The sequence below is a fragment of the Paenibacillus sp. FSL R5-0378 genome (assembly GCF_038009285.1).
Taxonomy (GTDB): domain Bacteria; phylum Bacillota; class Bacilli; order Paenibacillales; family Paenibacillaceae; genus Paenibacillus_AQ; species Paenibacillus_AQ favisporus.
In genome coordinates, this window is the sequence record NZ_JBBPAY010000001.1 from 3,301,309 (window position 1) to 3,327,150 (window position 25,842).

Here is a 25,842-nt window from a genome sequence, read left to right on the forward strand (position 1 = left end):
CATGAATATCACAGTCAAAGGAGAGCCGTTACTTGGAACCTTGGTTAATCGTCGTTATATTGGGCGCTGCCGCGTTGGTATATGCCATGATGCTTCCTAAACGGAAGGAGGAGCAGAGCCAGCAGGGCAGCGTGGTCAAGCAGGTCGAGGCTACACTGGAGCAGTACATGGCCGAAATTGAAAATGAAAACGTCCAGCTCGTCGAGCTGGTTTCCCAAATGAAGCAGGATATGGCGGCCAAGCAGCTGTCCCAGCAGGAACAGCTGTCGGAGATGCGTCAGCGGCTCGTTTCGCTTGAACAGCAGGTTGCGCAGCAGGATGCCAGGCTTTCGCAAATGGAGAGCCTGCCTGCCGGACAGGCCACGGTTAGCCGTGAAACGGCCGCGGCCGTGGAGCCGGAAGCTTTCCTGGGGTCAGCAGCTGCGGCTGGTGCAGATTCAGAGGGTCAGGATGGAACGGAATCGACGCTGCCTGAGCAGCAGCCATCGATCAGGGACAGGTACCCGGAGCTGTTCGAGTTGTACAGCACTGGCAAATCCATTGATGCGATCGGAAAAATGACCGGTATGCACCGCGGCGAAATCCAGTTGATTCTTCAGCTTGCGAAACAGGAGGAGACGCTGTGATCAGAAATCGGACATTCATGATGGGACTTGGCCTCGGTCTCCTGCTTGGAGCCCTCCTGCTGCAGCTGATGATCCTTGGGCAGGGTGCCGGACGCCCGGCCGGAGAGGTCCCGTCAGCTGCCAGCCTGACGAAGGAAGAGCTTGAGCAGCAGGCGGAGACGATGGACCTGAAGGTCGTCGGCAAGGAGGACAAGCTGATGACCGAGGAGGAATGGAAGCAGCAGATGGTTGAGCAGAGCTCGGTTCCCAAAGGTGACGCAGCGAAGGCGCCGAAGGCCGCGGACGCGGGTAAACAGCCGGCTCAGCCGGATAAGCCGCAGCAGCCTGACGCTTCGAAGCAGCCGCAGTCGGTCACTCCGGGATCCGGTGAGGCTTCAGCAGCCAAGCAGCCGCAAACGCCTTCTGTGCCGGCGGCCAAAGCGGTTGAAGTGAAAATCGCCAGCGGGAACAACTTGGAAGACGTTGCCGGCAAGCTGGAGAAGGCGGGGGTCATCGCCGACGCCGACCAATTCGTGCAAAAAGGCAGATCGCTCAAGATCAGCACGAAAATCCAGACCGGCCAATACACGTTTTCACCCGGCGAGGAATTCAGTTCCATCATCGCTAAAATTACGACAAAACCGTCACGCTAACGACAATCGGCTGGACGGTTTTTTGCATGTAAAAAAAGCCGTCCCTTAGGCGTTGCATCGAGCTTTTAGATATGGTATATTAAATGACGGTGTTAAAACACACGCTGTCGGATTTCGTAAAGGGTGCTTTCCATATGGGGAGTCTTGACGGGAAATGAAAGCAGCGGAGGACACAATAAAAAACCAAACTTAGGAGGTGTGTGAAGATGGCAGTTATCTCCATGAAGCAGCTTCTCGAAGCTGGCGTTCACTTCGGTCACCAGACACGTCGCTGGAACCCGAAAATGGATAAATATATCTTCACTGAAAGAAACGGAATTTACATTATTGACCTGCAAAAGACAGTTAAAAAGGTCGAAGAAGCTTTTAACTTCGTGAAAAGCGTGGCAGAAGAGAACGGAACAATTCTTTTCGTCGGCACGAAGAAACAAGCCCAAGACTCCGTCAAAGAAGAAGCAGAACGTTGCGGCATGTACTACATCAACCAACGTTGGCTCGGCGGAACGCTGACTAACTTTGAAACGATCCAAAAACGGATCAACCGTTTGAAAGAACTCGAAAAATGGGAAGAAGACGGCACATTCTCCGTTCTTCCTAAGAAAGAAGTCATCCTTCTCCGCAAAGAGAAAGATCGTCTTGAGAAATTCCTGGGCGGCATCAAGAACATGAGAGGCCTGCCAAGCGCCCTGTTCATCATCGATCCGCGCAAAGAGCGCATCGCGGTTGCCGAAGCCCGCAAATTGGGTATCCCAATCGTAGGTATCGTTGACACGAACTGCGATCCGGACGAAATCGACTACGTTATTCCTGGTAATGACGACGCGATCCGTGCCGTTAAGCTGTTGACTGGCAAAATGGCTGACGCTGTGGTGGAAGCTCACCAAGGCGAAGAAACTTCTGCCTAAGTTTCAACAGTTACGTAATATAGACATGAATTAAATGAAAAGGGTGGTTGGTAGGTGGATAACCTCTCACTGCCCTTTTTTTAAGATGAAAACAAAGATCAGGTGTGACGCCTGGCTGAAAAATTAGCATCCTATTTGGAGGGAATATTCGATGGCAGTAAGTGCTAGTGCGGTAAAAGAACTTCGTGAAAAAACAGGCGCAGGTATGCTCGATTGCAAAAAAGCGCTGGAAGAAGCAAACGGTGATATCACCAAAGCAACAGAACTCCTTCGTGAAAAAGGTCTGGCTGCAGCAGCAAACAAAGCTGGACGCGCAGCTACAGAAGGCGTTGTAGAAGCTTACATCCACGCTGGCGGAAGAATCGGCGTTCTGGTTGAAATCAACTGCGAAACCGACTTCGTTGGTAAAACAGACCAGTTCAAAGAGTTCGCACGCGACATCGCGATGCATATCGCGGCTTCGAGCCCGCGTTACGTTTCCCGCGAAGAAGTGCCTCAAGCAGAAGTAGAGAAAGAAAAAGAAATCCTGAAAGCCCAAGCTTTGAACGAAGGCAAGCCTGAAAAAATCGTTGAAAAAATGGTTGAAGGCCGCATCGGCAAATACTACGAAGAATTCTGCCTTCTGGAGCAATCCTTCATTAAGGATCCGGACAAAACGATTTCTCAGCTGCTGAACGAAAAAATCAGCACGATTGGCGAAAACATCTCCATCCGCCGCTTTGTTCGTTACGAACTGGGTGAAGGTCTCGAGAAAAAAGTCGACAACTTCGTTGAAGAAGTTATGGCGCAAGTTAAACAATAAGAGCCCTTTTTTGCGGCATCTATAACTAGAACAAGAGAAGAGCGGAACACGCAGTGTTCCCTCTTTTTTAAAAGAGCAGACGTTTTTTTCTGAAGAGAATGACATCGGTTTGGTGTGGTGTTTACCGGATAGGGCCCGCCGAACGTTAGTTGCAGCAACTGGCGCCATATGGTGATGTCTTTAAAGTGGAGGGTAAACATTTGGAACAGCCTGTATTTAAACGAGTTGTCTTGAAGGTCAGCGGGGAATCACTCGCAGGTCAGAACGGTTATGGTATCGATGCGGAAACGATCGGATCCATTGCAGAGCAAGTCAAAGAAGTGGTGGATCTTGGCGTTCAGGTTGCAATCGTCTGCGGCGGCGGCAACATCTGGCGCGGCATCGCCGGCAGTTCCAGCGGGATCGACCGCGCGACAGCCGACTACATGGGGATGCTCGCGACGGTCATGAATTCGCTGGCGCTTCAGGATGCCCTGGAGCAAATCGACGTGCCGACGCGCGTACAGACATCGATTGCCATGCAGCAAATTGCAGAGCCTTATATCCGCCGCAGAGCGATCCGCCATCTGGAGAAAGGCCGCGTGGTCATTTTTGCCGCAGGAACGGGTAACCCGTTCTTCTCGACGGATACAACCGCTGCCCTGCGTGCGGCTGAAATCGAGGCCGAAGTGATTCTGATGGCCAAAAACAAAGTGGATGGCGTGTACTCCGCCGATCCGTTCAAAGACAGTACGGCCGAGAAATATGAACAGCTTACTTACATGGACGTGCTGAACAAGAATCTGGGTGTGATGGATTCCACGGCATCATCCCTCTGCATGGACAACAACATTCCGCTGATCGTATTTGCTGTTACCGAGCAAGGGAACATCAAACGGGTCGTTTTGGGTGAAAAAATCGGAACGATTGTTAAAGGGAGCGTAGACTAATGCCAGAAACGGTAAAAAAACACGCAGAAGAACGCATGGAAAAAGCCATCGGCGCTTTGAAGAGAGACCTCGCCACACTGCGCGCCGGCCGCGCCGCCCCGGCACTGCTTGACCGGATCCAAGTGGAGTATTATGGAGCGATGACACCGGTGAACCAGCTGGCCAACATCAGCACGCCGGATCCGCGCACGCTGCTCATCCAGCCTTGGGACAAATCTTCGCTGGCCGATATCGAAAGAGCGATTATGAAGTCCGACCTCGGACTTACGCCGGCCAATGACGGCAACATCATTCGTCTTTCGATTCCGCCGCTGACCGAAGAACGCCGCACGGAACTTGTGAAATTGACGAAGAAGTTCGGCGAAGAGGCGAAAGTGGCGATCCGCAACATTCGCAGAGATGCCAACGACGACATCAAAAAGATGGAGAAAACCGATATTTCTGAGGATGAATCGCACCGTCATCAGGAAGACATCCAGAAGACGACGGATAAATTTATTGCGGAAGTCGACAAGGTGCTCGTAGCTAAAGAAAAAGAGATCATGGAAGTATAAGAGACTTGCGGCCCCTCCTTTTATGGTGGGGTTTGTGTCTTTTTTGCAGAAACCCGCTTGGAGGAACTAGAATGATCAAACGAGTTCGATCGTGGTGGAAACAGAAGGACCCGCAGCTTTTGCCAGAGCGATCCATGGACAACGTTCCTGAGCATGTGGCCATCATTATGGACGGCAACGGGCGTTGGGCCAAAAGTCGCGGGCTGCCGCGAATCGTCGGGCACCAGACCGGGATGAAGGCAGTGAAGCGGGCAACCATTGCTGCCGACGAGCTGGGCATTAAATATTTAACGCTGTATGCTTTCTCTACGGAAAACTGGAAGCGTCCCAAAGACGAAGTCGACTTTCTGATGCGTCTGCCGCAGGAATTTCTGGCGATCGAGTTGGACGAATTGATCCAAAAAAATGTGCAGGTCCGCATGATGGGTGACCGCGACGGTCTGCCGCAGCACACGCTGAATGCCATGGAGGAAGCGATGCGCCGGACGGCCGGCAATGACGGGCTTGTCCTCAATTTCGCCCTCAACTACGGCAGCCGCAAGGAAATGACGGATTGCATGAAGGAGCTGGGCAAACAGATTCAGGAAGGCAGGCTGTCGCCTGACGAGATTTCCCCTGAGCTGATTGACCGTCATCTGCTGTCGGGAGGTATGCCGGATCCTGACCTCATTATCCGGACGAGCGGCGAAATGCGGCTCAGCAATTTCATGCTGTGGCAGCTCGCGTACAGCGAAATGTGGTTTACCGATATTTACTGGCCTGAATTTAACCGAAATCATTTATACGAAGCGGTTGCTGAATACCAGCGCAGAACGCGTCGATACGGCGGACTGACTTAGCCTGATGGGGGATGAATACCGTTGAAACAACGACTGATCACAGGAATTGTTGCGGGTGTCGTTTTTCTGGGATTTTGCCTGCTTGGCGGCCTGCCGTACCACATTCTAGTCCTGGCGATGGCAATGATCGGATATTATGAATTTGTAAAAATGACCCGGGTATCCCCGTTTAGCGGTACGGCCATGCTGGGATACCTGGGCGTGCTTGTGTTTATGTTCCCGTGGAAGCTGCTGGATATCAACTTTCCGCTTCCACTCGGGCACGTCATCTGGCTGCTTCTGTTCCTGTTCCTGCTGGTAACCGTCGTTACCAAAAACAAGGTGGACATTCAGATGACTTCCCTGCTCTTTCTGGGAGCCGTTTATGTGGGCGTCGGCTTTTCGTACATTGCCGAATCCCGCAGCGCCCCGGACGGGCACGGGGTGTTTTGGACGTTTTTGCTGCTGGTGTCGATCTGGGCGAGCGATGCGGGAGCGTACTTCGTGGGCAAATGGATTGGCAGCCACAAGCTGTGGCCGGCAATCAGCCCGAATAAAACGATCGAAGGCGCCCTTGGCGGTGTCATCATCGCCATGTTGACATCGGCGGTCTTTGCGCTTCTGTCGGGCGGTCTGCTCACGATCGGACGAGCCCTGGCGATCGGCCTGGCATGCGCGGTGGCCGGTCAGCTTGGGGATCTGGTCCAATCGGCGTACAAGCGTGTATACGGCATCAAAGATTCGGGAAATCTGCTGCCGGGTCATGGAGGAATCCTGGACCGCTGCGACAGCTGGATTATCGTATTTCCGTTCGTACATATCATGATGCTGATGCCTTATTAATACGAGAGAAGGTTCAATATGAAGAAATTAAGCGTTCTCGGCTCTACCGGCTCGATCGGCACGCAGACGCTGGATGTCGTGTCGAAGCATCCGGAGCATTTTCAAATCGAAGGGCTTGCGGCCGGGTCGAACGTGGAGCTGCTGCTCCGGCAGGTTCATCAGTTCAGACCGAAGAAGGTTTCGGTCGCGACCAAAGAACTGGCTGAACAGGTGAAGACGCAGGTTTCGCCAAGTACGGAAATTTTCTATGGAAATGAAGGGCTGGTGGAGGTAGCGGCCGGCACGGACGCCGATACGGTCGTAACGGCAGTGGTAGGCAGCATGGGGCTGCATTCCACGCTGGCGGCGATCGAAGCCGGGAAGCACATTGGACTGGCCAACAAGGAGACGCTTGTAACCGCAGGACATCTTGTCACTGAGGCCATTAAGCGAAAAGGCGTGAATATGCTGCCGATCGACAGTGAGCACTCGGCTATATTTCAATGCTTGAACGGTGAACGCCGCGATGACCTGGCCGGCATCACGCTGACCGCTTCCGGCGGTTCGTTCCGGGATTTGACCCGGGAGCAGCTCCAAGCGGTGACCGTGGAGGATGCCTTGAAGCATCCCAACTGGTCGATGGGGGCGAAAATCACCATCGATTCGGCGACGATGGTCAACAAGGGGCTGGAAGTGATTGAAGCCCATTGGCTGTTCGGCCTTCCGTATGAGCAGATCCACGTGCTGCTTCACCCCGAAAGCATCATTCATTCTTTCGTGGAATTCCGCGATACGAGTATCATCGCCCAGCTGGGCAATCCGGACATGCGCGTACCGATCCAGTACGCACTGACCTACCCGGAACGCTGGCATTCGCCTGCCAAACGGCTGTCGCTGGCCGAAGTGGGCAAGCTGCATTTTAGAGAAATGGACATGGAGCGGTTCCCTTGTTTAAGACTTGCCTTTGAATGTGGTAAAATGGGTGGTACAGCAACCACCGCTTTTAACGCAGCCAACGAAGTGGCGGTAGGCCGGTTTCTAAACAGGGAGATTTCGTTTTTACAAATAGAGGATATTATTGAGGAAGTGCTTGACCGGCACGCCAACATTTCGAATCCGCAGCTGGCGGACATTGAGGAGTGCGACCGGAATACGCGGCTTCTTGCTGCCAAGCTGTAAGCGGGCACGCAAGCGGCATAACAATACATCACTCTACTCCCCTGATTTTAAAAAATGACGAGAATGTGATTCTCTTGTGCGGGACCGGAGAATAATGATAATCTATATAGACTGAATTAAAGACGAGCTTCTTTTCGCGCTGTGGGCTTTAATCCATCTGATGATATAGATGCGACAGAAACTTCGGTCTCAGACAAATTAAGGGGGATGCGACGCTTGGAAATGGTGCAGGTAGTATTTTTGACGGTACTCATGTTTTTCGTCATCGTGACGGTGCATGAATGGGGCCATTTTTACTTTGCCAGACGCGCCGGCATACTGGTACGGGAATTTGCGATCGGTTTCGGTCCGAAACTGTTTTCTTATAAACGGAATGAAACGCAGTTTACGCTGCGGCTGCTGCCTTTTGGCGGTTATGCCCGGATGGCGGGGGAAGATCCTGAAATTGTGGAAATTCACCCCGGCCAGACTATCGCGGTCCGCGTCAGCGGCGGCGAAGTCAAGAAAATATATCTGGATCAGCTGGACAACCGAAAGAACGTCATCCGCGGAGAAGTGGAATTCATCGATATGGTCGATGATTTGAAGGTTCGCCTGAACGTGGACGGTGAGAGCCAGCAGTATCCGATTTATCCGAAGGCGATGCTGGTCGCCAAATCCCATGAGACGCAAATAGCCCCGAGAGACCGCCAGTTTGCCAGCAAGACGGTGGGGCAACGCGCGCTTTCGATTTTTGCGGGGCCGCTGATGAATTTTATTCTGGCCTTCGTACTCTTCGGGGTCCATCTGCAGATGGCGGGGATTCCGCTGGAAAATCCGACGTACGTGCAGATCGGCGACATCTCCAAAGGAATGCCTGCCTATGAAGCGAACCTGAAGAAGGGCGACATCATCGATTCGATCGATGGCGTGAAGATCGGCGCGGATTATCAGAAAATGATCGATCTGACCTCCAAATCCAAGGACAAGCCGATGGAATGGACGATCCGCCGGGGAGACGAGGTATTTAATGTGACGCTGACTCCGCGTGCAATGGAAGGCCAGGAAGGCGGCAAGGTAGGCATTACGCCGCAGCTGCCAAGCCGCAAGGCGTCGATCGGCGAAACGTTCAGCGGAGCGGGAGTCGCGATGGTCGATACGACCAAAATTATTTTCGAGGGCTTCGGCCAGCTGATCAAGCAGTTTAACATGGACGATCTGGGCGGACCTGTCCGGACGTTCGAGGTGACGGGCCAGATCGCGAAGCAGGGCATCGTGCAGCTGACGTATTGGGCGGCGATTCTCAGCCTCTACCTGGGGATCTTCAACCTGCTGCCGATTCCGGCGATGGACGGAAGCCGGCTGGTGTTCCTCGGTGTCGAAGCGCTGCGGGGCAAGCCGATCGATCCGAGCCGTGAAGGCATGGTCCATTTTGTGGGCTTCGCCATGCTGTTCCTATTAATGATTGCCGTAACCTACAATGATATATTACGATTGATTAACGGATAACTAATGATGTCCCCGGCTAGAACGGGGTGAACTTGGGAGGAAGTCCATTTTTATGTCAAACGATAAACAATTTGTGACGGAGATTACGCCGCAGGGAGAAGATTTTTCCCGCTGGTATATTGATGTGATCAAGAAAGCCGATCTGATGGATTATTCGCCGGTCCGCGGCTGCATCGTCTTCCGTCCGGACGGCTACGAAATCTGGGAGCACATCCAGCGTGATCTGGACCGCCGTTTCAAGGAAACGGGTCATCGCAACGCCTATTTTCCGCTTTTTATTCCGGAGAGCTTTTTCCAAAAAGAAAAAGAGCATGTCGAAGGCTTCAATCCCGAGCTTCCCTGGGTAACTGAGGCAGGCGGAGACAAGCTGGAGGAGCGTCTGGCGATCCGTCCGACGTCGGAGACGATGTTTGGGCACATGTACGCCAAATGGATCCAATCCTACCGCGACCTGCCGGTGCTCATAAACCAGTGGGCCAACGTCGTCCGCTGGGAGAAGCGCACGCTGCCGTTCCTCCGCACGAGCGAGTTTTTGTGGCAGGAAGGCCATACCGCTCATGAGACGGAAGCCGAAGCACGCGAAGAAACGATGAAGATGCTGGAAGTGTACCGTCAATTCGTGGAAGAGTTTTTGGCGATTCCGGTCATTACCGGCCAGAAGACGCCTTCCGAGAAATTCGCCGGTGCGGTGGAGACGTTCTCCATCGAGGCGATGATGAAGGACGGCCGCGCGGTTCAGGCGGGAACCTCCCACTACCTGGGCACGAACTTTGCGGTGGCGTTTGACATTCAATACTTAAGCAGAGACAACAAGCAGGAATACGTGCATACGACATCCTGGGGCACTAGCACGCGCCTGATCGGCTCGATGATTATGGTGCACGGCGATGACCGCGGCCTGGCGCTGCCGCCTAAGGTGGCTCCGACGCAGGTGATCATGATTCCGATCGGCCCGCCGAAAACATGGGATGCCGTCGTTGGCCGTACGGACGAGCTGTTCGCCGAGCTGAAGCAGGCAGGCATCCGCGTGCGCGTGGACGACCGCAGCGACCTTCGCCCGGGATGGAAATTCAACGAATACGAAATGCGCGGCGTTCCGGTCCGTTTGGAAATCGGTCCACGTGACATGGAGAACGGCGTCTGCGTGCTCGTCTCCCGGATTACCGGCGAGAAGAAGGTCGTTCAGCAGGCCAACCTGGTTGAAGAAGTTCAGACGATGCTGGATCAGGTCCAGAAGGAAATGTTCGATCGTGCGAAGCAGTTTATGAACGACCATTTCTATTCGGTGGATACGCTGGAGGAAATGAAGAGCAGCATGGAACAGCAGCGCGGATTTACACTGGCAGGATGGTGCGGTTCGGAAGCCTGCGAGAGCAAGGTGAAGGAAGAGACCGGGGCAACCAGCCGGAACATTCCTTTCGAGCCTGCGGAAGAGAAGCATACCTGTCTGGTATGCGGGCAGCCTGCCAAGCACACCGTCGTTTTTGCCAGAGCGTATTAAGACTGCGGCAGCCAAGCTGCGAGTTTGATTCGTTTCCCGCATAAGCAGGGAAGAACCCGGCGGATCGGTAGAGAGGCCGGATGAAATAATGAATGAGGAGCTTCTGCCAGAAATGAGTCGGTGCACGAGATCGAGACATTTTTGTGAACAGAGGCTCTTCATGTTTATGGATTAGCGCTTTAAAGGGGGAGGAGAGCATGGAAAACGTGGGGGAAAAGAGAAAACGGTTCGAGCTGCTGATGAAGCAGGGGGAAATACCGCCCGCGATCGTGGATCCCTATTTTCTGGATGGTCATATCGAACAGGTGGAGATCAGCCGGAGCAATCAGGAATGGAGAATCACCATTTGGAAGGAAACCTTGGTCCCCGGTGAGGTGTACCGGACGTTCTGTCTGAGGCTTCAGGAGAAAATGCAGCATATTGCAAAGCTGTCGTTTGTGTTCAGATATGCAGACGAAGTAGACCGCAAAGACATCGTTGGCGCATACTGGAACCTTTTCCTGGAGTGGGTTCACCGCGAAATACCTTCCGTCAACGGCTGGATGGCCAGGGCTAAGCATGAGCTGGACGGGGAAACCCTGATGGTCACGATGTCCGACAATACGTCGCTGGAGCTGGCGAGAAAGAAGCAGATCGACCAGGCGCTCACTCGTTTCTTCGCGCATTACTTCGAGGTTCCTCTCCGCGTCAAAATTCAAGTCGGCGAAATCCAGCGGGAAATGTACGAGGAGTTCGAGCAGAAGAAGCTCGAGGAAGAGCGTGAGGTTATCCAGAAGATGATTTCCAGCATGGAGGCGGAATCGCGCGCAGCCGAGGGTGACGATGAGGAAGTCTTTCTTCAGGTCGGTTACGATATCAAGGAGCAGCCGGTTCCGATTCAGGAAATCCAGGACGAAGAGAAGAAAATTACGGTTCAGGGCACGATTTTTGGCTTGGACCGCAAAGAGCTGCGCAACGGCAGCACGCTGTTCATGTTTAACCTGACGGACTTTACGGATTCCCTGCAGATGAAAATGTTTGCCAAGACGAAGGAAGACGTCAAAGTTCTGAGCCTGCTCGCCAACGGCAAATGGGTGAAAGCCCGCGGACGCGTCGAGATGGACCGCTTTATGACGATTCCCGAGCTGGTCATGATCCCTTCGGATTTGATCGAAGTCCAGGCGCCACCTACCCGCAAGGATAACGCTCCGGAGAAGCGGGTGGAATTCCATCTGCATACAACGATGAGCACGATGGACGCCGTGACGCCAATCGACCAGTACATCAAGACAGCCGCCAAGTGGGGCCACAAAGCGATTGCCGTGTCCGATCACGGCGGCGTGCAGTGTTATCCCGAAGCGGCGAAAGCCGCGAAGAAAAACGGGATCAAGATGATTTACGGCGTCGAGGCCAACGTGGTGAACGATTCCGTTCCGGTCGTCATGCAGCCGAAGCCGATGGACTTGAAGTCTGCGACATACATCGTATTCGATATCGAGACCACCGGCCTGTCGATCACGAACAACAAAATCATCGAGCTTGCGGCCGTCAAAATGCATGAAGGCAAGGAAGTCGACCGCTATGCTACGTTTGTTAACCCGCATGAAAAAATACCGTATCACATCCAGCAGCTGACAAACATTAACGACGAGATGGTCAAGGATGCGCCGGAGCTTGAGCCCGTCATCCAGGACTTCGTCAAGTTTGTCGGTGACGGCGTACTTGTTGCTCACAACGCACGGTTTGACGTGGGCTTCATCCAGGCTGCCCTGAAGGGGCTCGGCATGCCGGAACTGGACAACCCGGCGCTGGATACGCTGGAGCTGGCCAGATTGCTTCACCCGACGATGAAAAACCACCGCCTCAACACGTTGGCGGATAAGTATAAAGTGGCGCTGGAAAGCCACCACCGGGCGATTGACGATACGATTGCCCTCGCCGGCATTCTGGACGGACTGCTGGCCGATGCCGAGAAGATCAAAGGGCTGACCCGCCTGGAACGCCTGAACGATTACGTCGGCAAGGATCTATCCAATTCTCGTCCGTTCCACTGCGGAATCTACGCGCTGAACCCGATCGGCAAGAAAAACTTGTACAAGCTGGTGTCGATGTCGCACACCGAATATTTCAAACGGGTGCCATGCATCCCGAAATCGAAGCTGGAGGAGATGCGCGAAGGGCTGCTGGTCATCTCCGGCTGCGAGAAGGGCGAGTTCTTCGAAACCGTGCTGAACAAGACGGTGGAGGAGGCGACCGAGGTGTCGGAGTTTTATGATATTTTGGAAATTCAGCCGCTGACGATGTACATGCACCTTGTAGAAAAAGGGCTCGTCGGAAGCACAATAGAGCTGAAGAACGCCATCAAAACCGTGTGCGAGATCGGGGAAAAGCTGAACAAGCCCGTGATCGCCACCGGCAATGTGCACTACTTGGAGCCGCGGGACAAGCTGTTCCGGGACATTACGATTCACGGCATCACAGGCTTCAGCCCGCTGAAAGATATCCGCAAGCCGGATGCCCATTTCCGGACAACGGAAGAGATGCTGGAGGAATTCGAGTTCCTTGGTCCGGAGAAGGCGATGGAAGTGGTTGTGAAAAATACCAACGATCTGGCCGACCGCTTTGAGGAATACGAGCTGTTCCCGGACAAGCTGTTTACGCCGATTATCGAGGGGGCGGATGAGGAAATCCGCAACACTTGCTATGCCACGGCGCGGTCGATTTATGGCGAAGACCTGCCGGAAGTTGTCGTCGCACGGCTGGAGAAGGAGCTGGAGCCGATTATCAAATACGGCTTCTCCGCCAACTATCTCATTTCCGAGCGGCTGGTGAAAAAGTCGAACCAGGACGGCTACCTTGTCGGTTCGCGGGGATCCGTCGGATCGTCCGTCGTCGCGACCTTCCTCGGCATTTCCGAGGTTAACCCGCTGCCCGCGCATTATATTTGCAAAAATCCGGAATGCAAGCACAGCGAATGGTTCCTGGACGGCAGCGTGCCGAGCGGATTTGACCTTCCGGACAAGCAATGCCCGAACTGCGGCCAAATGCTGAAGGGCGAAGGCCAGGATATCCCGTTCGAAACGTTCCTTGGCTTTAAGGGCGACAAGGTTCCCGATATCGACTTGAACTTTTCCGGGGAATATCAGCCGACGGCACACAACTATACAAAAGAGATTTTTGGCGAAAAATGTGTGTTCCGTGCAGGAACGATAGGTACCGTGGCGGAAAAAACGGCATTCGGTTATACAAAGAAATACGAAGAGGAATACCATAAAAAGTGGCGCGGAGCGGAGCTGAACCGGCTCGCCGCCGGATGCACCGGCGTCAAGCGGAGCACGGGCCAGCACCCGGGCGGTATCGTCGTTGTCCCTGACTACATGGAAGTGGAAGACATCACGCCGGTTCAATACCCTGCTGACGATACGAACGCGGAATGGAAGACGACCCACTTCGATTATCACGCCTTCGACGCGAACCTGCTCAAGCTCGATATTCTGGGGCACGATGATCCGACCATGATGCGGATGCTGCAGGATTTGACAGGGGTCGATCCGACGACGATTCCGATGAACGATCCGAAGGTCATGAGCATGTTCAACTCAACGGAGGCGCTCGGGGTAACGCCCGAACAAATCCGGACACCGGTGGCCACCTACGGCGTGCCGGAGATGGGGACGAAGTTCGTCCGCCAGATGCTGATTGAGTCAAAGCCATCCTCCTTTGCCGACTTGCTGCAAATCTCGGGCCTGTCCCACGGAACGGGCGTATGGCTCGGCAATGCACAGGAGCTCATCAAGAACGGCACCTGCAACATCAAAACGGTGATCGGCTGCCGTGACGACATCATGCTGTTCCTGATTTATAAAGCCGGCATGGATGCGAGCCTGGCGTTTAAAATTACGGAAAGCGTACGTAAGGGCAAGGGCTTGACGCCGGAATGGATCGAGGAGATGAAGCGGTGCAAGGTGCCGCAGTGGTATATCGATTCCTGTCTGAAAATCCAGTACATGTTCCCGAAAGCGCACGCCGCTGCATATGTTATTTCTGCGGTGCGTACGGCTTACTTCAAGCTGTACCATCCGATCGAATATTATGCCACTTATTTCTCGGTCCGGGCAGAAGACTTCGATATCGAGCTGTGCTGCCAGGGCTATGAGGCCATCTACCGGCAAATCGAAGAGATCGAGCAGAAGGGCTTCCAGGCGACGACCAAGGAAAAAAGCATGCTTTCGATCCTCGAGATGGCGCTGGAAATGACCGCACGCGGCTTTACGTTCAAGCCGATCGATCTGTACCGTTCCGATGCGACCCGGTTTACGGTGGACGGAGAATCGCTGATTCCACCGTTCTCGGCGCTGGCCGGTATCGGGGATAACGCGGCCAAGAACATCGCCGCCGCCCGCGAATACGGGGAGTTTCTCTCCATTGAGGATTTCCAGCAGAAATCCAAAGCGAGCAAGACGATCATCGAGCTGCTCACGGGAATGGGCTGCTTCAGGGGGCTTCCGGAGAGCAACCAGCTTTCGTTATTTTAATTCCGTCTTTTGTGTGCAACGCCCTAACCCCTTGCTGCACAAGGTTTAGTCAAGGCATCATACTTGTCAGTACTGCCAGACTATGTTATAATTTTTTTGGTAATCATGTAGATAAAACCGTTGTTTAAAGAGTGGGGCGACCCACTCTTTACTCTTTGGTATATAGGATATTTGAAGCCTTGGAGGTTATAATCTTTGAGCACACCGAAGATCAAAGGAATTGTGGAACAAATGGTACAGCCCTATTTGGATGAGCATAACTTCGAGCTTGTCGACATCGAATACGTGAAGGAAGGCAGCAACTACTTTCTTCGCGTCTTTGTTGACAAGGAAGGCGGCATCGACATTGATGACTGCGGGATGATCAGCGAGTATCTGAGCGGGAAGCTGGACGAGAACGATCCGATTCCCGAAGCTTACTTTCTGGAAGTCTCCTCCCCTGGCGCCGAACGTCCGCTCAAGAAGAAGGAAGACGTAGCCAAAGCCGTCGGCAAAGATGTTTTTGTAACGGTTTACGAGCAGGTAGAAGGCCAGAAGGAATTTGAAGGCCGGCTTCTTTCGTTCGAGGACGACGTTCTTGTCATTTCTGCGGGCAAGAAGGAATACAGCATCCCGTATGCAAAAGTTGCCAGCGCCAGACTGGCGATTATTTTTTAAATACAAGGCTGCACTTTGAAAGGGGGAATTGATTTCCAATGAGTATGGATTTTATTGAAGCGATGAATGAGTTGGAAAGAGAGAAAGGAATCAGCAAGGACATTTTGTTCGAAGCCATTGAGGCGGCGCTGATCTCCAGCTACAAACGGAATTTTAACACGGCGCAGAACGTTCGCGTCGACATGAACCGGAATACCGGGGTTATCAAAGTGTTTGCCCGCAAGCTGATCGTGGAAGAGGTGCTGGATCCCCGCACCGAAATTTCCCTGCCTGCCGCCCGCGAGATCAATCCGCATTTCCAAATTGACGATATTGCGGAAATCGAGGTCACTCCCCGGGATTTCGGACGGATTGCCGCCCAGACGGCCAAACAGGTCGTTACGCAGCGGATCCGCGAGGCGGAGCGCGGCCTGATTTATAACGCCTTCGTTGACAAAGAAGAGGATATCGTGACCGGTACGGTCCAGCGCCAGGATCCTCGCAACTTCTACGTGGATCTGGGCAAGGTGGAAGCGGTGCTGCCGCTCAACGAGCTGATGCCGAACGAAAAGTTCAAGCACGGCGACCGGATCAAAGCCTACATCACGAAGGTGGAGAATACGACCAAGGGGCCGCAAATTATGCTGTCCCGGACGCATCCGGGGCTCTTGAAGCGATTGTTTGAGCTGGAGGTCCCGGAAATTTTTGACGGTGTCGTGGAAATTCGCTCCGTCGCCCGAGAAGCCGGGTTCCGCTCGAAGATCGCGGTGTATTCCCGCAACCCGGAAGTGGATCCTGTCGGCTCCTGCGTCGGGCCGAAGGGCTTGCGTGTGCAGACCATTGTCAATGAGCTGCGCGGTGAAAAAATCGACATCGTCCGTTATTCCGAACAGGTGGAAGAGTATGTGGCCAATGCCCTCAGCCCTTCCAAGGTTCTGGAAGTGATTGTATTTGAAGACGAGAAGATGGCACGTGTCATCGTGCCGGATTATCAATTGTCTCTCGCCATCGGGATCAAAGGGCAAAACGCCCGCCTTGCAGCCAAGCTGACAGGGTGGAAGATCGATATTAAGAGTGAGAGCCAGGCGGAACAGGAATTCGGCAGACCGAAAACATCCTCGGGTGAAATGCACCAAGATTCCGTCTCCGTCGATTAATTCCAAACAGGACGGGGGTCGCGGCATGAAACAAAGAAAAGTCCCGCTGCGCAAATGCGTGGCATGCCAGGAAATGATGCCCAAGAAGGAACTGATCCGTATTGTCAAAACGCCGGAAGATGAAGTGCTGATCGACCTGACTGGCAAGAAGTCGGGCCGGGGGGCTTATCTCTGCGGCAAAGTATCTTGCTTTAAACTGGCACAGAAGAACAAATCACTGGATCGGGCTCTGAAGCATCATGTCAAACCGGAAATTTACGAACAGCTCGCAGATGACTTTGTGCTCGTGGAAGACGAATTTTTGGCCGTAAAGGAACGTTCGGTTGATGAGTAAAACTTTATCCCGCCTGGGTCTTGCCATGCGGGCGGGGAAAGTGGTCACCGGCGACGAAATCGTCCTGAAAGCGATCCGGTCTTCCGAAGCGAAACTGGTCATGCTGGCGGCTGACGCCTCAGCCAATACACAAAAAAAGTTCCGCGACAAATGCGGAACATACAACATTCCTCTGGTGATCGGATTTGACCGGGAAAGCCTGGGCACAAGCATTGGAAAGCCCGAAAGGGTTGTGCTCGCCATTACGGATCAAGGATTCGCAGAAATGATCTCCAAGAGTCTTGGAGATAATTCGGAGGTGGAGTATATTGAGTAAACAGGACAGTAAAGATAAGCTGCGCGTGTACGAATATGCAAAATCACTTAATATGAGCAGTAAGGAAATCATAACCATTTTGAAAAGGCTTGATATTCCCGTTAACAATCATATGAGCGTTATGGAGAATGATGCGGTCTCGAAGGTGGAACAATTTTTCAAGGATATTAAGTCGAATGCGGCCGCCAAGCGGGAAGGCGGAGACCGCCAGACCGTGGCGAGCACTTCCGCGGTCAGAAACGAGGCAGGCACTCAGCGTAACCAGGGCGGCCGGGCAGCCGGATCGGACCCATCACAAAAACAACAGGAAAAGCAGGTAGGTATGAATAATAAATTGAATAACACCACACAAACAGGGTCGCAAAGACCGCAGGGCGGGCAAGATTCCCGCAGAAGTCACTCAGGATCTCAGCAAAGCAGACCGCAAGGTCAATCGAATGGATCGGGCAACCGTCCGCAAGGCGCGGGTGCCGGATCGAATAACCGGAATCAAGGTTCTCAAGGAGGCCGTCCGCAAGGATCCGGCCAGGGCGGCAATCGCCCCCAAGGATCCGGTCAAGGCGGCAATCGCCCTCAAGGGTCGCAGCAGGGTGGCGGCCAGCGCTCGGGCGCAGGACGCCCGCAGCAGCAATCCACCGGAAACCGCGGTCCTCAAGGAAACGCCGGCGGCGACAACAACTTCTCCAGAAGCAACGATAACCGCGGCGGCGGCAATCGCGGTCAGAACCGCGGCAATAACAACGGTTCGAAACGCTTTGACGACAACCGCCAGGGCGGAGGATTTAACCGGAACAATCGCGGCGGTAAGAACAACCGCGGCAGACAACAGTCTCAGCAGCCGCCGCGCGAGAAGATCGACAACACGCCGAAGAAGATTATCGTCCGCGGCAACATGACCGTTGGCGAAACGGCCAAACTGCTCCATAAGGATGCTTCCGAAGTCATTAAGAAGCTGATCCAGATGGGCGTCATGGCAACGATCAACCAGGAACTCGACATCGATACGATATTGCTGCTTGCCGGCGAATTCGGCGTCGAAGTCGAAGTGAAGATCGTGGTCGAGGACGATCGCTTCGAGACCGTCGAAGAGAACGACGATCCGGCTGATCTGAAGTCGCGTCCGCCGGTTGTCACCATCATGGGTCACGTCGACCATGGTAAAACGACGCTGCTGGATGCCATCCGTTCCACGAACGTAACCGGCGGCGAAGCCGGAGGCATCACCCAGCACATCGGTGCTTATCAGGTGGAAATCAACAACAAGAAGATTACTTTCCTTGATACGCCGGGCCACGAAGCGTTTACGGCCATGCGTGCGCGCGGTGCGCAAATTACCGACATTACGATCATTGTGGTCGCTGCCGACGACGGCGTCATGCCGCAGACGGTGGAAGCTATCAACCACGCGAAGGCAGCCGAGCTGCCGATCATCGTGGCGGTGAACAAAATCGACAAACCGGATGCTAATCCGGATAAAGTGAAGCAGGAGCTGACCGAATACGGTCTCGTTCCGGAAGAGTGGGGCGGAGACACGATTTTCGTCAACGTATCCGCGAAGCAAAGAATGGGGCTTGAGGATCTGCTTGAGATGATCCTTCTGGTCGCCGAAGTGAACGAATACAAAGCGAATCCGGACAAACGCGCCCGCGGTGCGGTGATCGAGGCCGAGCTGGATAAAGGCCGCGGACCGGTAGCCCGCGTGCTGGTACAGCACGGTACGCTGAAAGTCGGGGATGCGTTTGTGGCAGGCAACTGCTTTGGCCGCGTCCGGGCGATGGTCAACGACAAGGGACGCCGTTTGAAGGAAGCCGGACCGTCTACGCCGGTGGAAATCACCGGTCTGACCGAGGTTCCGCTTGCCGGCGATCCGTTCATGGTATTTGAAGACGAGCGCAAGGCCCGTTCGATTGCCGAGAAACGCGCCATCACCCAGCGTCAGTCCGATCTTGGCAGCAACGTCCGCGTCACGCTGGACGATCTGTTCAAGCACATCAAGGACGGCGAGATCAAGGACCTGAACGTCATCATCAAAGGCGACGTGCAGGGTTCGGTCGAAGCGCTGAAAGGCTCGCTCTCCAAGATCGAAGTGGAAGGCGTTCGCGTCAAAATCATCCACAGCGGCGCAGGGGCAATTACCGAGTCCGATATCATTCTGGCAGCGGCGTCCAATGCGATCGTTATCGGCTTTAACGTCCGTCCAGATCCGCAGGCCGGCGCAACCGCCGAGCAGGAGAAAGTGGATATCCGCCTGCATCGCGTCATTTACAACGTCATTGAAGAAATCGAGCAGGCCATGAAGGGCATGCTGGATCCGGAATATAAAGAAGTGGTTATCGGCCACGCGGAAGTGCGCAACCTCTTCAAAATCAGCAAAGTGGGTACGATTGCCGGATGTATGGTTACGTCAGGCAAGATCGCGCGTAACGCCGAAGTTCGCCTGATCCGCGACGGCATCGTCATCCATGAAGGTAAGATCGATACGCTCAAACGTTTCAAGGACGACGCTAAAGAAGTGGCACAGGGTTATGAATGTGGCATTACTTTGGAAAGCTATAATGACGTCAAGGAAGGCGACGTTATTGAAGCGTTCATCATGGAAACGGTGGAGCGCAAGTAGAGAGGTGAACAGGCATGGCTAAAATTCGGGCTGGACGGGTTGGAGAGCAGATCAAGAAAGAGCTGAGCCAGCTGATCCAAAGCGAACTGAAGGACCCGCGCATCGGTTTCGTTACCGTAACCGGTGTGGATGTGACAAACGATTTGTCGCAGGCGAAAGTTTATTTAAGCGTTCTGGGGGATAACGAGCAGAAGAACAACACGCTGAAGGCTCTGGAGAAGGCGAACGGCTTTCTCCGCTCGGAGCTCGGCAAGCGAGTCCGGCTGCGCCATACCCCGGAGCTGATTTTTAAGTTTGACGAATCCATCGCGTATGGCAGTCACATCGAGAAGCTCCTCGGTGAAATCGGAAAAAACGAAGATAACTAAATAAAAGATTTAAAGGAGACGGCCAATGCAGACCTATGAACAATCGCTTGAGCAGGCAAAGGAGTTTTTGCTGACGCATGATGATTATCTTGTAGTGTCTCATATTCAGCCGGACGGAGATGCAGTCAGTTCCACAGTTGCCGTGGGCTGGCTTCTCTCATGTCTGGGCAAAAAATTTACTCTGATCAATGAAGGGCCGATTCCTGAACGGATGAAATTTTTATGCCTGTCAGAGCAGATCGTGAATATGGAGCTTCATCCACCGGAACGTTCATTCAAGCATGTCATTTGTGTGGATTGCGCCGATTTTGGGAGAGTGGGATTGACGCAGCAATGCTTCGCTCCGGATGCCTTGATCTTGAACATCGATCACCACCCGACCAACAACGGTTACGGGAGCGCGACGCTGATCAAGCCGGACGCCGCGGCGACGGCCGAAATATTGTATGATCTGATCCATGCTTTCGGATTTCAATGGACGAAGGAGATTGCGACCGCGATCTACACCGGGCTGCTGACGGACACCGGCGGTTTCCGTTATTCCAATACGTCCCCTAAAGTGATGGCGGCGGCTTCCGAGCTGCTTGGCTATGGGGTCAACGGGCCGGAGCTGTCGGAGACCCTGCTCGAAGCAATGACCCTGCCCCAGATGAAGGTGCTGGTCAAAGCGTTGAATACACTCGAGATGACGCCGGACGGCAAAATCAGCTGGGTATACGTCACTCCCGAGCATATGGTGGAGGCAGGCGCGGCCAACGATGACCTGGAAGGAATCGTGAACTATCCGCGGAATATTCAGGGCGTCGAGGTCGGCATTTTATTCAAAGTGATTAATGACCAAGCGGTCAAAGTAAGCATGCGTTCTGCAGGTAAAGTTGACGTGGCTGCCCTGGCGCAGACGTTTGGTGGCGGCGGGCATGTCCGCGCAGCGGGGTGCCGGATCGAAGGAACATTGGATACGATTATTCCTCAGGTTATAGAACGGGTGAGACAATTTTTATGAGCAGCTTAGAAGGTGTATTGGCCATCGACAAGCCGGCGGGGATGACTTCGCACGATGTCGTTGCCAAGGCGCGCCGTATATTGAAAATGAAGCGGATTGGGCACACCGGAACCTTGGATCCCGAAGTTACCGGTGTTCTGCCGCTCTGCCTTGGCCGGGCGACCCGGGTGGTGGAGTACATGCAGGAGCTTCCGAAGGAATATGCAGCTACCCTGCGGCTGGGCATTGCCACCGACACGGAGGATTTGACCGGTACGGTCACGGAATCTGTGGACGGTGTCCATGTCACGCCGGAAGATGTGGAGAAGGTGCTCCACTCTTTTGAAGGGACGATTTCCCAGGTGCCCCCCATGTACTCTGCGGTCAAGGTCGGAGGCAAACGGCTCTACGAGCTGGCCCGGGAGGGCAAGACGGTTGAGCGCAAAAGCCGCGAGGTGACGATTCACGAAATTGAAATGACCGGCTCGGCCTGGCAAGGGCCTTATCTGGACATTTCCTTTCGGGTTCTGTGCTCCAAGGGGACGTACATTCGGACGTTATGCGTAGATATCGGGAGGGCTCTGCATCTGCCGTCAACGATGGTGAAGCTGGAGCGCACGATGTCGGCAGGAATTCCAGCTTCGAAGTGCCTCACGCTCGAAGATATCGAGCGCCTGACGGCGACGGGTGAGCTGGACGAGCATTTGATTCCGGTCGACGAAGCGGTCCGGCATCTTCCGGCACATACCGTGGCCGAGGACAAGGCGGCTGCCGCCTTGCAGGGTCAGAGGCTCTCGGGCAGAGCGGTAACGCCGGAGGTCATGCTGCCCGGATGCATACGACTGTATGATCCAAAGGGAACGTTTCTCGGCATTTTCGAAAAACAGGCAGAGACGGGGGCCATCGCTCCGGTCAAGGTATTTCTGCCAGAGTCATAATGATTATCTATGGAATTGCAGGTGAAAGAACAGTGAAGACCGTATATTTATCGTACCCGCTGCCTGCGGAGGTCATCCGGGAGCATACCCAGCCGCAGGTCGCAGCCATCGGACAGTTCGACGGAGTGCACCTTGGTCATGCCAGCGTCATCTCTTCTGCGGTGAATCTGGCAAAGGGCAAGCACATCCCTTCGGCCGTCATGACATTCCATCCGCATCCGAAGGACGTGATGAAGAAAGGGGACTACGAGGGCAGCCTGACGCCCCTGCAGGAGAAGCAGGAGCTGCTGGCCGGCCTGGGGGTCGATATCGTATACGTCGTTGAGTTTAACGATTCCTTTTCCCATGTAAGTCCGCAGGAATTTGTGGAAGGTGTGCTGTTTCCCTTGGGCATCGAGGCGGCCGTGGTCGGTTTCGATTTCCGCTTTGGCCACAAGGGGGAAGGCAATGCTGAGATGCTCCGCCTGCTGGGGGACGGCCGGCTGAACGTCGAAGTCATCCCGCCGTTCGAACTGGAAGGCGGCAAGGTCAGCAGTACGGAAATTCGCAAAGCGCTGCAAAGGGGTGACCTGGAGCGGGCCGGCCGTCTGCTCGGCCGCAGCTACCGGCTGCGCGGAACCGTTGTCGGCGGAGAAAAACGCGGCCGTACCATCGGTTTTCCGACGGCCAACCTGAAACTGGACGATAAGTTTGTCATTCCGGTTAAGGGTGTGTACGCGGTACGAGCCTTTTTGAACGGAAGGATTTTTCCCGGCGTCATGAATGTGGGGGTCAAACCGACGTTTCATGAGAACGAAACGGTGCCAAGCTTTGAGGTTCACTTGTTTGACTTTGACCGGGAAATTTACGGCGAGCATGTCTCGGTGGAACTGGTCCATTTTATCCGGAATGAGCGGAAGTTTCCTTCCGTACCGGAACTCATCGCCCAGATCCAGGCGGACGCGGATCGCGCCAGAGAACTTTTGAAGTCGGGCCGCTAAAGCTTACGCGCTGGCGAACATTTACTTTTGCCGGTGAAGTATGCTATACTGATAAACGTTGCTGGATGCCCATGGGCTGAAGGAAACCTTAGCTTGGATACACGATCTCACCGACGGTTTCTAGGCTAACGGCGATTATTTATGTTAAGGAGGTGAACAGGATGGCATTGACTCAAGAACGCAAACAACAACTGATCGAAGAGCACAAAACTCATGAGTCCGATACAGGATCTCCTGAAGTGCAAATTGCTATCCTTACGGAGAACATCGTTAATTTGACAGACCACCTGCGTACGCACAAGAAGGATCATCATTCCCGTCGCGGTCTTTTGAAAATGGTCGGTCAACGCCGTAAGCTGTTGGCATACTTGAAAAACAAGGATGTTAAACGCTATAGCGCTCTGATTGAAAAACTTGGATTGCGTCGTTAATAATCCATATTGTTCTACGGAAAGCAGCCTGGTTGTTCACCGTTTGTCCTTCTAGGAGTGACAGCGGGGCAACCGGGTTGCTTTTTATGCAGGACTATATGAATTATCCCCATCTGGGGAATACTGATTGAGTAATAAAGGAGGGATTTCATGGAAAGTCGTGTTGAAATGCAGTTGGGCGGCAGAACCTTGGTCATGGAGACCGGACGCCTCGCGAAGCAGGCTAACGCCGCCGTGATGGTCCGCTACGGGGAAACGGCCGTACTTTGTACAGTGACCGCCTCCAGCGAACCGAAGGATCTGGACTTTTTTCCGCTGACTGTAAACTATGAAGAAAGATTGTATGCCGTAGGTAAGATCCCGGGGGGCTTTATCAAACGGGAAGGCAGACCGAGCGAGAAGGCCATTCTGGCCAGCCGTCTGACCGACCGTCCGATTCGTCCGCTGTTCCCGGAAGGCTTCCGTAACGATGTGCAGGTGCTGAACCTTGTCATGAGCGTGGATCAGGACTGCTCGCCGGATATTGCGGCCATGATCGGTACTTCCGCAGCGCTGAGTATCTCGGATGTGCCGTTTGACGGACCGATCGGCGGTGTCATCGTAGGACGCGTAGACGGACAATTTATTATTAATCCGGACATCGCGCAGCAGGAGAAAAGTGACATTTACCTGGTCGTCGCAGGCACCAGAGACGCCATCATGATGGTTGAAGCCGAGGCAAACGAGGTTCCTGAGGAAACGATGCTGGAAGCGATTATGTTCGGTCACGAGGAAATCAAAAAGATCGTGTCCGTCATTGACGAACTGACGCAAAAAGCCGGCAAACCGAAAATGGAAGTGAAGCTTCATGCGGTTGACGCTCAGGTTAATGCCGAAGTACGCGAATTCGCTGCACAGCGCCTCGTAGAAGCGGTACGCATTGCCGAGAAGCATGCGCGCCAGGATGCGATCGATGCGATCAACGAAGAAACGGTAACTTTCTTTGAACAAAAATACATAGAGACGCCTGAGCTCTTGAAAGATGTCAAAGAAGTGCTGCATGATATTGTCAAAGAAGAAGTAAGACGCCTGATCACCCACGATAAGGTCCGTCCTGACGGCCGGGGTCTGGACGAGATCCGTCCGATCGAATGCGATACGAGCATTCTGCCGCGCACGCATGGTACAGGCTTGTTCACTCGTGGTCAAACCCAGGCTCTCAGCGTATGTACGTTGGGTGCGCTCGGTGACGTGCAAATTCTGGACGGCATCGATTTGCAGGAAACCAAACGCTTTATGCACCATTATAACTTCCCTCCGTTCAGCGTAGGCGAAGCACGTCCGCTTCGTGCACCGGGACGCCGCGAAATCGGCCACGGCGCGCTGGGTGAACGCGCTCTGTCGAAGGTCATTCCATCGGAGACCGAGTTCCCGTACACGATTCGTCTCGTTTCCGAAGTGCTGGAGTCGAATGGTTCCACATCCCAGGCAAGTATTTGCGCAAGCACGCTGGCCATGATGGATGCCGGGGTACCGATTAAGGCGCCGGTTGCCGGTGTAGCCATGGGTCTGATTAAAGACGGAGAGCATGTATCCATTCTGACGGATATTCAAGGGATGGAAGACCATCTGGGCGATATGGACTTCAAAGTGGCCGGTACGGCTGAAGGGGTAACCGCCATTCAGATGGACATCAAAATTGCCGGCATTGACCGCCAGATTTTGAACGACGCTCTGAAGCAGGCCAAAGAAGGTCGGATGTTTATCCTGAGCAAAATGATGGAAGCGATCCAGAAGCCAAGAGAGACGTTGTCTCCATATGCTCCGAAGATCATCGTCATGAACATCAATCCGGACAAGATCCGCGACGTGATCGGCGCAGGCGGCAAGATCATCAACAAGATCATCGAGGAAACCGGCGTGAAGATCGACATCGAGCAGGACGGACGCGTCTTCATCGCATCGTCCAATGAGGAAATGAACCAGAAAGCCCGCTCTATTATTGAAGGCATCGTCCGTGAAGTCGAAGTCGGCGAAATTTATGTCGGCACCGTCAAACGGGTCGAGAAATTCGGCGCTTTCGTCGAAGTGCTTCCGAATAAAGAGGGACTTGTGCACATTTCTCAGCTCTCGACCGAGCGTGTCGGCAAAGTTGAGGACGTCGTGAATGTCGGAGATACGATCACCGTCAAAGTGACCGAGATCGACCAGCAGGGGCGTATCAACCTGTCGCGCAAAGCGGTATTGGTTGCAGAATCCAAGGCTTAAATCAAGCGGAGCGGCTTCGTCAAGAAGCCACGCTTGCTACCATATGCAGTCTAAGAGACAGAAAGT

The 25,842-nt window shown here is 53.8% G+C and carries 23 protein-coding genes; all 23 read left to right on the forward strand.

The features are described from left to right. The first annotated feature begins 32 nt into the window (after positions 1-32). Complete coding sequence (locus MKY74_RS15515) at positions 33-626, forward strand: hypothetical protein (protein ID WP_208629253.1); 594 nt, start codon at positions 33-35, stop codon at positions 624-626. Beyond that, a complete protein-coding gene (locus MKY74_RS15520; RefSeq protein WP_076168087.1) occupies positions 623-1,258 on the forward strand; it encodes an endolytic transglycosylase MltG in 636 nt (211 codons plus the stop codon). Before MKY74_RS15515 ends, MKY74_RS15520 begins: the two co-directional genes overlap by 4 nt. Before the next feature lie 206 nt (positions 1,259-1,464). Further along, the gene (gene rpsB, locus MKY74_RS15525; RefSeq protein ID WP_076168084.1) at positions 1,465-2,163 is read left to right on the forward strand and encodes a 30S ribosomal protein S2; all 699 of its coding nucleotides are present in this window, start codon (positions 1,465-1,467) and stop codon (positions 2,161-2,163) included. Positions 2,164-2,314: 151 nt separating this feature from the next. After that, entirely contained in the window at positions 2,315-2,965 is a 651-nt protein-coding gene (gene tsf, locus MKY74_RS15530; RefSeq protein ID WP_076168081.1) for a translation elongation factor Ts, read from the forward strand. 200 nt (positions 2,966-3,165) lie between these two features. Next, a complete protein-coding gene (gene pyrH, locus MKY74_RS15535) occupies positions 3,166-3,894 on the forward strand; it encodes a UMP kinase (protein WP_076168079.1) in 729 nt (242 codons plus the stop codon). Beyond that, positions 3,894-4,448, forward strand: coding sequence for a ribosome recycling factor (frr, locus tag MKY74_RS15540; protein WP_076168076.1), 555 nt, complete (start codon positions 3,894-3,896; stop codon positions 4,446-4,448). The genes pyrH and frr overlap by 1 nt, the downstream gene beginning before the upstream one ends. Positions 4,449-4,519: 71 nt before the next feature. Beyond that, positions 4,520-5,287: an isoprenyl transferase gene (locus tag MKY74_RS15545; protein WP_076168074.1), complete on the forward strand. Its 768-nt coding sequence runs from the start codon at positions 4,520-4,522 to the stop codon at positions 5,285-5,287. 21 nt (positions 5,288-5,308) lie between these two features. Then, a complete protein-coding gene (locus tag MKY74_RS15550) occupies positions 5,309-6,109 on the forward strand; it encodes a phosphatidate cytidylyltransferase (protein ID WP_076168071.1) in 801 nt (266 codons plus the stop codon). A gap of 18 nt (positions 6,110-6,127) precedes the next feature. Continuing rightward, a complete protein-coding gene (locus tag MKY74_RS15555) occupies positions 6,128-7,267 on the forward strand; it encodes a 1-deoxy-D-xylulose-5-phosphate reductoisomerase (protein WP_076168069.1) in 1,140 nt (379 codons plus the stop codon). Positions 7,268-7,483: 216 nt separating this feature from the next. Further along, complete coding sequence (gene rseP, locus MKY74_RS15560; protein ID WP_076168067.1) at positions 7,484-8,755, forward strand: RIP metalloprotease RseP; 1,272 nt, start codon at positions 7,484-7,486, stop codon at positions 8,753-8,755. Positions 8,756-8,807: 52 nt separating this feature from the next. Then, positions 8,808-10,256 (forward strand): proline--tRNA ligase, encoded by a 1,449-nt coding sequence (proS, locus tag MKY74_RS15565; RefSeq protein WP_076168065.1) that lies wholly within the window; start codon positions 8,808-8,810, stop codon positions 10,254-10,256. 197 nt (positions 10,257-10,453) lie between these two features. Continuing rightward, complete coding sequence (locus MKY74_RS15570) at positions 10,454-14,770, forward strand: PolC-type DNA polymerase III (RefSeq protein WP_076168062.1); 4,317 nt, start codon at positions 10,454-10,456, stop codon at positions 14,768-14,770. A 195-nt stretch (positions 14,771-14,965) separates the two neighbouring features. Then, entirely contained in the window at positions 14,966-15,427 is a 462-nt protein-coding gene (rimP, locus tag MKY74_RS15575) for a ribosome maturation factor RimP (protein WP_076168060.1), read from the forward strand. Between the two features lie 38 nt (positions 15,428-15,465). Continuing rightward, on the forward strand, positions 15,466-16,563 hold the full coding sequence (nusA, locus tag MKY74_RS15580) for a transcription termination factor NusA (RefSeq protein WP_076168058.1): 1,098 nt from the start codon (positions 15,466-15,468) through the stop codon (positions 16,561-16,563). 25 nt (positions 16,564-16,588) lie between these two features. Beyond that, complete coding sequence (rnpM, locus tag MKY74_RS15585; protein ID WP_076168056.1) at positions 16,589-16,897, forward strand: RNase P modulator RnpM; 309 nt, start codon at positions 16,589-16,591, stop codon at positions 16,895-16,897. After that, on the forward strand, positions 16,890-17,213 hold the full coding sequence (locus MKY74_RS15590; protein ID WP_076168054.1) for a YlxQ family RNA-binding protein: 324 nt from the start codon (positions 16,890-16,892) through the stop codon (positions 17,211-17,213). Before rnpM ends, MKY74_RS15590 begins: the two co-directional genes overlap by 8 nt. Further along, complete coding sequence (gene infB / locus MKY74_RS15595; protein WP_076168052.1) at positions 17,206-19,830, forward strand: translation initiation factor IF-2; 2,625 nt, start codon at positions 17,206-17,208, stop codon at positions 19,828-19,830. The genes MKY74_RS15590 and infB overlap by 8 nt, the downstream gene beginning before the upstream one ends. 14 nt (positions 19,831-19,844) lie before the next feature. After that, complete coding sequence (rbfA, locus tag MKY74_RS15600; protein ID WP_076168050.1) at positions 19,845-20,198, forward strand: 30S ribosome-binding factor RbfA; 354 nt, start codon at positions 19,845-19,847, stop codon at positions 20,196-20,198. Positions 20,199-20,223: 25 nt separating this feature from the next. Next, entirely contained in the window at positions 20,224-21,201 is a 978-nt protein-coding gene (locus MKY74_RS15605) for a DHH family phosphoesterase (protein ID WP_076168048.1), read from the forward strand. After that, positions 21,198-22,118 (forward strand): tRNA pseudouridine(55) synthase TruB, encoded by a 921-nt coding sequence (gene truB, locus MKY74_RS15610; protein ID WP_076168045.1) that lies wholly within the window; start codon positions 21,198-21,200, stop codon positions 22,116-22,118. The genes MKY74_RS15605 and truB overlap by 4 nt, the downstream gene beginning before the upstream one ends. Beyond that, on the forward strand, positions 22,118-23,098 hold the full coding sequence (locus MKY74_RS15615) for a bifunctional riboflavin kinase/FAD synthetase (protein WP_373309536.1): 981 nt from the start codon (positions 22,118-22,120) through the stop codon (positions 23,096-23,098). Before truB ends, MKY74_RS15615 begins: the two co-directional genes overlap by 1 nt. Positions 23,099-23,259: 161 nt before the next feature. Beyond that, positions 23,260-23,529: a 30S ribosomal protein S15 gene (gene rpsO / locus MKY74_RS15620; RefSeq protein ID WP_076168040.1), complete on the forward strand. Its 270-nt coding sequence runs from the start codon at positions 23,260-23,262 to the stop codon at positions 23,527-23,529. A 150-nt stretch (positions 23,530-23,679) separates the two neighbouring features. Next, positions 23,680-25,776, forward strand: a complete 2,097-nt coding sequence (gene pnp / locus MKY74_RS15625; RefSeq protein ID WP_076168037.1) for a polyribonucleotide nucleotidyltransferase — start codon at positions 23,680-23,682, stop codon at positions 25,774-25,776. Positions 25,777-25,842 lie beyond the last annotated feature (66 nt).

What these genes read in the sequence shown, in the direction of transcription:
- MKY74_RS15555 (WP_076168069.1), top strand. Translation starts at nt 6,128, where the DNA reads ATGAAGAAATTAAGCGTTCTCGGCTCTACCGGCTCGATCGGCACGCAG.
- proS (WP_076168065.1), top strand. Translation starts at nt 8,808, where the DNA reads ATGTCAAACGATAAACAATTTGTGACGGAGATTACGCCGCAGGGAGAA.
- MKY74_RS15545 (WP_076168074.1), top strand. Translation starts at nt 4,520, where the DNA reads ATGATCAAACGAGTTCGATCGTGGTGGAAACAGAAGGACCCGCAGCTT.
- MKY74_RS15615 (WP_373309536.1), top strand. Translation starts at nt 22,118, where the DNA reads ATGATTATCTATGGAATTGCAGGTGAAAGAACAGTGAAGACCGTATAT.
- MKY74_RS15590 (WP_076168054.1), top strand. Translation starts at nt 16,890, where the DNA reads ATGAGTAAAACTTTATCCCGCCTGGGTCTTGCCATGCGGGCGGGGAAA.
- nusA (WP_076168058.1), top strand. Translation starts at nt 15,466, where the DNA reads ATGAGTATGGATTTTATTGAAGCGATGAATGAGTTGGAAAGAGAGAAA.
- MKY74_RS15570 (WP_076168062.1), top strand. Translation starts at nt 10,454, where the DNA reads ATGGAAAACGTGGGGGAAAAGAGAAAACGGTTCGAGCTGCTGATGAAG.
- frr (WP_076168076.1), top strand. Translation starts at nt 3,894, where the DNA reads ATGCCAGAAACGGTAAAAAAACACGCAGAAGAACGCATGGAAAAAGCC.
- truB (WP_076168045.1), top strand. Translation starts at nt 21,198, where the DNA reads ATGAGCAGCTTAGAAGGTGTATTGGCCATCGACAAGCCGGCGGGGATG.
- tsf (WP_076168081.1), top strand. Translation starts at nt 2,315, where the DNA reads ATGGCAGTAAGTGCTAGTGCGGTAAAAGAACTTCGTGAAAAAACAGGC.
- rnpM (WP_076168056.1), top strand. Translation starts at nt 16,589, where the DNA reads ATGAAACAAAGAAAAGTCCCGCTGCGCAAATGCGTGGCATGCCAGGAA.
- rpsB (WP_076168084.1), top strand. Translation starts at nt 1,465, where the DNA reads ATGGCAGTTATCTCCATGAAGCAGCTTCTCGAAGCTGGCGTTCACTTC.
- rpsO (WP_076168040.1), top strand. Translation starts at nt 23,260, where the DNA reads ATGGCATTGACTCAAGAACGCAAACAACAACTGATCGAAGAGCACAAA.
- MKY74_RS15605 (WP_076168048.1), top strand. Translation starts at nt 20,224, where the DNA reads ATGCAGACCTATGAACAATCGCTTGAGCAGGCAAAGGAGTTTTTGCTG.
- pnp (WP_076168037.1), top strand. Translation starts at nt 23,680, where the DNA reads ATGGAAAGTCGTGTTGAAATGCAGTTGGGCGGCAGAACCTTGGTCATG.
- rbfA (WP_076168050.1), top strand. Translation starts at nt 19,845, where the DNA reads ATGGCTAAAATTCGGGCTGGACGGGTTGGAGAGCAGATCAAGAAAGAG.